Here is a 6,339-nt window from a genome sequence, read left to right on the forward strand (position 1 = left end):
CCCGTCCCTCCTCATCATCACCGCCCAGGTCGCCCCCGCCGCCACAGCCTCCGGCGGTTCGAAGGTCTCGCGCCAGGAGTGGCTCACCCGCCGTTTCTTCGAGCTCATGTCGGAGCACTTCGAGTCGCAGCGGCAGGTCTCCTTCTATGCCGACAGGCTCTGCATCACCGCCAAACGGCTCTCGGCCGCCGTCAAGGAGACCTCGGGACATACCGCACTCGAATGGCTCAACGAAGCGGCACTGGTCGAGGCCAAACGCTGCCTGAGAACAACCGACCTGACCGTACTGCAGATCTCCGAGGCCCTGCACTTCTCGACCGCCTCCTCGTTCGTGCGCTTCTTCCGGCAACATGCGGGATGCACCCCGCTCGAATACCGGCGGCGATGACGGAGGGCGTCTACGCACAGTCCGCATGTGCGCGGACGATGCGCATGAACTCCTCGCCGGTGATCGTCTCCCGCTCGATGAGGAACGCCGCAGCTTCGTGCATGATCTCCAGATGTCCGGCGATCAGTTCCCGGGCCTTGGCATGGGCCTCGCGGATCAGCCGCAGCACCTCGGCATCGACCTCCGAGGCCGTGGCGGTCGAGCACGTCAGCGCCGCATCGCCGCCCAGGTAGGCGTTGTTCACCGACTCGAGGGCCATCATGTCGTATTTCCCGCTCATGCCGAAGCGCGAAACCATCGCACGGGCCAGCCGCGTGGCCTGCTCGATGTCGTTGGTGGCCCCCGTGGTGACCGACCCGAAGACCTCCTCCTCGGCGGACCGTCCGCCCGTAAGGGTCACGATGCGGTTGAACAGCGTCTCGCGACTCTGCAGCAGCTGCTCTCCCTCCTCGACCTGCATGGTATAGCCGAGCGCCCCGGAGGTGCGGGGGATGATCGTGATCTTGTGGACCGGCGCCGAATGGCTCTGCAGGGCGGCAACCAGCGCGTGGCCGATCTCGTGATAGGCCACGATGCGCTTCTCCCCGGACGAGAGCACCTTGTTTTTCCGCTGCGCTCCGGCGATCACGGTCTCGACGCTCTCTTCGAGATCGGCCGTGGTCACCCGCCCGCGGCCCATGCGCACGGCACGCAGCGCCGCCTCGTTGATGATGTTGGCCAACTCGGCCCCCGAGGAGCCGGCCGTGGCCCGGGCCACGATGTCCAGATCGACCGCCTCGTGCTTCACCCGCCCGAGGTGCACCCCGAGGATCGCCTTGCGACCCTCGAGATCGGGCAGCTCCATCTGGATCCGACGGTCGAAGCGCCCGGGGCGCAGCAATGCCTTGTCGAGGCTCTCGGGGCGGTTCGTAGCGGCCAGGATCACCACGCCCTTGCGGCCGTCAAACCCGTCCATCTCGGTCAGCAGCTGGTTGAGCGTCTGTTCGCGCTCGTCGTTGCCGCCGACGGCCGAATCCCGGCGCTTGCCGATGGCGTCGATCTCGTCGATGAAGATGATGCAGGGAGCCTTCTCGCTGGCCTGACGGAAGAGGTCACGCACCTTGGCGGCACCCATGCCGACGAACATCTGCACGAACTCCGAACCTGAAATGGCGAAAAACGGCACCTTGGCCTCGCCCGCAACGGCTCGCGCGATGAGCGTCTTGCCCGTACCCGGAGGGCCGACCAGCAGGGCGCCCTTGGGCAGCGTGGCCCCGATCTCGGCATACCTGGAGGGATCGTGCAGGAAATCGACGATCTCGCGCAGGGTCTCCTTCGCCTCGTCCTGACCGGCCACATCGGCAAACGAGGTCTTCACGTCGGCATCGGCATAAATCTTCGCCCCGCTGCTGCCGAACGACATGAAGTTGCCGCCCTCGCGCATGCGGGCCTGGATGCCCCGGCTGGCCTGACGCCAGATCAGGTAGAAGGCCAGCCCGGGCAGCACCCACATGAGAAAGAAGTTGAGCAGCGGCGAGTTCTCGCGCGGAACGACCCGGTTGAACGCGATTCTCCCGTCGGGATTCGGGCTTTCGGCCTGCAGCAGCCGATCGACCAGTCCGGGGTCGTCGATCGCACCGGTACGGTAGGCCTCCGTGCGGTCGCCGGCTCCCGACGAGGTGAAGTAGATCTCTCCGTTCTTGATGACTACGTCGCGGACCAGGCCGCTGTCCACCTTGGAGATGAAGGTGCCGTAGTCGGTCTCGACGATCCTGCCGCCCGAGAAACTCGGGAAGATCAGCCCGTTGAGCAGCAAGACGATCAGCAGGCCCCACAGTATGCCCGTAAACGGGCTGCCCTTCGGGGCGGTTTGGTTTTGCGGATTCGAACGCTCCATGGTAACATTGCACATTTTCGGCGCAAAAATCGGAAAATCCACCGGTCCGCCCCCTACCCGATCGTCCGAAAAAATGTGCAATTTTTCCCGCAAAGGCCCATAACCGGAGCTTTGCGGCAAAAGGTTCCGGCATCCGGAGTTTCGGCGCCGGAGGATGGAGGTCCGGGGCTGAAGACGCCCACGGGATGGGAGCACGGGTGCACAATCCGTAATCGGGGTAGATTTATCGGGAAAACAGATACCGTTCCGCTGCACGGCGCATCGTATCTTTGTCGTCGGGGAAATGCTCACCGGATCAAGCGCGGGAGTATCGCCCCGCAACACCCCGCCGCCCGAAAAGAAAGGGAGATTCCGGACGGCGGAGACCGAAAACCGACAAACAACCGAAAGGATGAGACCCCATATCGTATGCCACATGGTGGCGTCCATCGACGGCCGGATCGACTGTGCGATGGTGGAGAAGATCAGCGGCGACGAATACTGCACGACGCTNNGGCGACGAAAACCGCACGACGCTCGAACAGCTCGATTGCCCCACCCTGCTCGAGGGGCGCGTGACGATGGAACACTACTATGCGGCCAGGGAGCCGTTCACCCCCTCCGTGAACCGGCCGCTCGGACACGGCTCGGTGTACGTCGCCGAGGAGTCCGACGCCTACATGGTGGCCACCGACACGTCGGGCCGGCTCTGCTGGAACTCGAACCGCATCGACGACGTGCCGCTGGTGTGCATCGCCAGCGAGAAGGCCCCCGCGGAGTATTTCGAAATGCTCCGCGAACAGGGGATCTCCTGGATCGCCGTCGGCGAGGAACGCATCGACCTGAACCGGGCGATGGAGACGCTCTACAGCCGGTTCCGCGTCCGGCGCCTGGCCCTGCTGGGCGGAGGGCATATCAACGGCGGCTTCCTCGAGGCCGGGCTGATCGACGAGGTGAGCCTGCTGCTGGCCCCGGGCATCGACGGCCGCAAGGGCGGGATCTCGCTCTTCGACGGCATCGGCGACGCCTCGCGCATTCCCGTGCCCCTGCGGCTCGAACACGTCGAACGGTTGGACAACGACGTTCTCTGGCTGCGCTACCGGACCATCCGATAGGGTTCCCGAAACCGGCTCCGGGGCATCCGCCAGACCGTATGCGGGAAAAAAGGGCCCGAAGACGGGACGTTTTCCGAAATAAGCCCGTATCTTTGTCATATAAAAGAGACAGGCGGATGAAAACCAGTCGCGAAAAGATATTGCAGAGTGCCCTGCAGCTGTTCATGTCGATGAACTACGAGCGCGTCAGCCTCGAGATGGTCTCCCGGTCGGTCGGGCTGACCAAGACGGGCATATTCAACTACTACCCCTCGAAGCTCGATCTCTTCGTGGATGTGGCCGACCATTTCCTCTTCGGCCTGCAGGACCCCGCCAGGAAGTTCGCTCCGTCCGACGGCACGGTGATCGACTTCATCGAGAAATACGTCGAGGGCGTGCGCCGCACGATGGATGAGATCGTCCGCCTGGGCAACGTCCGCAGGGAGCTGATGCCCGGCAAGCTAGCCAATGCCGGATATTTCCACCTCTTCCAGCAGGTGCTCTTCTACTACCCCGACGGCCGTCAGAGGCTCCATGAACTGATGGAGAGCGAATACGAGCTGTGGTGCCGGGCGATTCGGGGGGGGGTTGAACGCGGCGAACTGGGCAGCGGGACCGACATCGCGCAGGCCGCCGCCCTCTTCCGCCAGGTCTTCATCGGACTCTCCTACCAGATGTCCTTCTCCGACGGCCTCGACGTCGAGCTGCTCAGGCAGCGTTTCCTTTATATATATGGTCTGCTGAAGCGGTAGCGGCGCTTCCGGAACCATTTTTCAAGAATCGAAGCAAAAATATGACCAGCCGGTCATATTTTTGCTTTTTTATTTTATCTTTGCATAAACAAAAAATGACCAACCGGTAACTTTCATGGAAAAGGAACAATTCAAACGGGTCCAGAGGACCTTCAACTACACCCCGGCAAGCATCTTCACGAACCAGTGGTCGAACATCGCCTTCGGCGTGGGCATGATCGTCGTCCCGGCCATCATGCCGTTCGGCATCCGGATCCGCCACCTGAGGATCCTCTCGCCGGCCGCCTTTTCGACGATCCTCATCGTCGGCGGCGTGCTGCTGCTCCTCTTCACGTGGCTGAGCATGCGCAACGCCCGGGCCCTGAAGGCCGAGGGCGGCAAAATCACGGTGGACGGCCCGAAGATCACCTACCCCGACGTGAAGAAGGGCAAGGTCGAATACCGCACGTTCCTCACCTCGGACATCGAGTACATCAAGGACGACGAGGAGGAGAACCAGTGCAAGGTCTCGCTGCCGGACCAGTATGTCGTCTTCGAGACCAAATACTTCGACTCGTGGGAGGAGTTCGAGGCCTTCCGCTCGCTGCTCGGATGATGCACACCCTGAATACAAAACCCTTAAATACCAGAACAACATGATTACACGATTTTCCAAAGCACTGTGCGCCGCAGCGATGGCGGCACTCTCACTGACCGGCTGCGGCTCGGGCGAAACCTACCCGATGGCCTCCCCGGAGGGACTTGACCGGATCAAGGAGCTGATCCGCACGAACGTCGATACCTCGAAGAACAAGATCTACCAGGTGTCGTGGCACGAGGACCGCGGCGACCGCAAGCTGGAGAACATCCTCACGGAGGTGGAGGCATATTACACCGACACCGAAAACAACGACTACCGGATCGCGTTCACGCTCACCGACGGTCAGTTCGTGACCGACGGGCCCAAAAAGAGCGACCGGCAGTACAACTCCTACGAGTGCTCGACGCCGCTCGACCTCGAGGCCATCAACCTCGAATACCTCAAGAAGATCTGCGAGGAGGCCGAGGCCATGGTCAAGGCCGACGAGCAGGGACAGAAACTCACGCTCCGCTCGGCCGGGATGTTCCGCTTCCGCGTATGGCCGGTGCTGCTGCGCGAGACCGACCGCTGGAATCGCAGCGAGGAGTTCCGCGAGGAGTCGAAGCAGCTGGAGGTGGACTTCGAGTTCAACTTCGTCGATGAGAACGAATCGCCCGAATACCAGGGCCGTTCGATCGTGACGAACTACTACACCGTAGCCTTCACGGCCAACGCCGCGGGCGAAGTCTCCATCGACGAGTAACGGCCGCATGGGACTGCTCGGAGGGCCGAAAGGAGGCCCGGAGCCGGCCGCAGCGAAGAGCCCTGCGGCCGGTCCCTTACCCGGAGACCGGGCCGGTGAGCTCTTTGCGGCGGGGGTAACCTGCCTCTGCTGCGAAGCCTGGGGCGAGGCCTACGCCTGCTTTGCCGAGACGGGCCGCCGCGATGCGCCGACGCTCTACAACATGGCGCTCTGCTGCTTCGGGGTCGCATGGTACGAGGAGTGCCACCGCCTCGTCTGCGAGGCCGAGCGGATGCTGCCGCCGGACGGGAAGCCGCAGCCGAAAGGCACGCTCGGCAGCGCGGAGCAGGGAGGCAGCCCCGGGGGTGAGCTTCCCGAACCGTTCCGCCGCCGGGAGGCCGCAGACGGGCCGCCCCGCTGCCCGATGCCCGGCGGCCTTCCCCGCAACCGGGCACGCACGCTGCTGCTGCGCCTCCGGGCCGAGGCGGCAGCCCGGCTCGGCCGCCGCGAGGAGGTGCGCGCCATTGCCGCACGCCTCGGCAACCGATACGGACACATCGAAACCTGGATCAAAAAATTCGACCGATGACACCACTCAGAGAACTGTACGAATACTACAACTACCCGAAAGCCGCCACCGAGGAGCGCCGCCGCGCGCTTCTCGAAGAGATCGCACCCGACGAGCGCGACGAGGACAACGGCGGACGCACGTCGCTGCACCTCGCCGCCGAATTCGCCGACACGGAGGCTATCGCGCAGCTTGCGGCACGCGGGGCCGACATCGAGGCCCGCGACGACGAGGGATGCACCCCGCTGCTCCGGCTGGCCATGCGCCGGGGCGAGAAGAGCATCCCGGGCGACCGAATCGCCGATGCCGGCCGGCTGCTGCTCGACCTCGGGGCCAGCCTGCCCCGCTCAGGACGCGGAACGACGGCCCTGATCGAGGCGG

The 6,339-nt window shown here is 63.8% G+C and carries 7 protein-coding genes and 1 pseudogene; 7 read left to right on the forward strand and 1 reads right to left on the reverse strand.

Features of this window, described 5'->3' with window-relative positions; all coding sequences use genetic code 11:
- Positions 1–388, forward strand: a 388-nt coding sequence (locus QZL63_RS10270; protein WP_290586936.1) for a helix-turn-helix domain-containing protein, incomplete at its 5' end; no start/stop codon positions are given.
- Positions 389–398: 10 nt separating this feature from the next.
- Here the strand turns inward: QZL63_RS10270 and ftsH are convergent.
- Entirely contained in the window at positions 399–2,264 is a 1,866-nt protein-coding gene (ftsH, locus tag QZL63_RS10275; protein WP_022309209.1) for an ATP-dependent zinc metalloprotease FtsH, read from the reverse strand.
- Positions 2,265–2,824: 560 nt separating this feature from the next.
- Between ftsH and QZL63_RS10280 the strand changes: the two genes are divergently transcribed.
- The 6 genes and pseudogenes from QZL63_RS10280 to QZL63_RS10305 form a co-directional block, all read left to right on the forward strand.
- Positions 2,825–3,358 carry a dihydrofolate reductase family protein gene (locus tag QZL63_RS10280; RefSeq protein WP_022309210.1) on the forward strand — a complete coding sequence of 178 codons (534 nt, stop codon included), beginning with the start codon at positions 2,825–2,827 and terminating at the stop codon, positions 3,356–3,358.
- Between the two features lie 116 nt (positions 3,359–3,474).
- Positions 3,475–4,089 (forward strand): TetR/AcrR family transcriptional regulator, encoded by a 615-nt coding sequence (locus QZL63_RS10285; RefSeq protein WP_022309211.1) that lies wholly within the window; start codon positions 3,475–3,477, stop codon positions 4,087–4,089.
- Positions 4,090–4,204: 115 nt separating this feature from the next.
- Positions 4,205–4,684, forward strand: coding sequence for a hypothetical protein (locus tag QZL63_RS10290; RefSeq protein WP_022309212.1), 480 nt, complete (start codon positions 4,205–4,207; stop codon positions 4,682–4,684).
- 40 nt (positions 4,685–4,724) lie between these two features.
- Positions 4,725–5,411, forward strand: a complete 687-nt coding sequence (locus QZL63_RS10295) for a hypothetical protein (protein ID WP_022309213.1) — start codon at positions 4,725–4,727, stop codon at positions 5,409–5,411.
- A gap of 7 nt (positions 5,412–5,418) precedes the next feature.
- Entirely contained in the window at positions 5,419–5,979 is a 561-nt protein-coding gene (locus QZL63_RS10300) for a hypothetical protein (RefSeq protein WP_022309214.1), read from the forward strand.
- Positions 5,976–6,339, forward strand: a pseudogene (locus tag QZL63_RS10305) (ankyrin repeat domain-containing protein); the annotation flags it as partial. The gene QZL63_RS10300 and the pseudogene QZL63_RS10305, both read left to right, overlap by 4 nt.

It is taken from the genome of Alistipes sp. CAG:268, assembly GCA_000434235.1.
Taxonomy (GTDB): domain Bacteria; phylum Bacteroidota; class Bacteroidia; order Bacteroidales; family Rikenellaceae; genus Alistipes; species Alistipes avistercoris.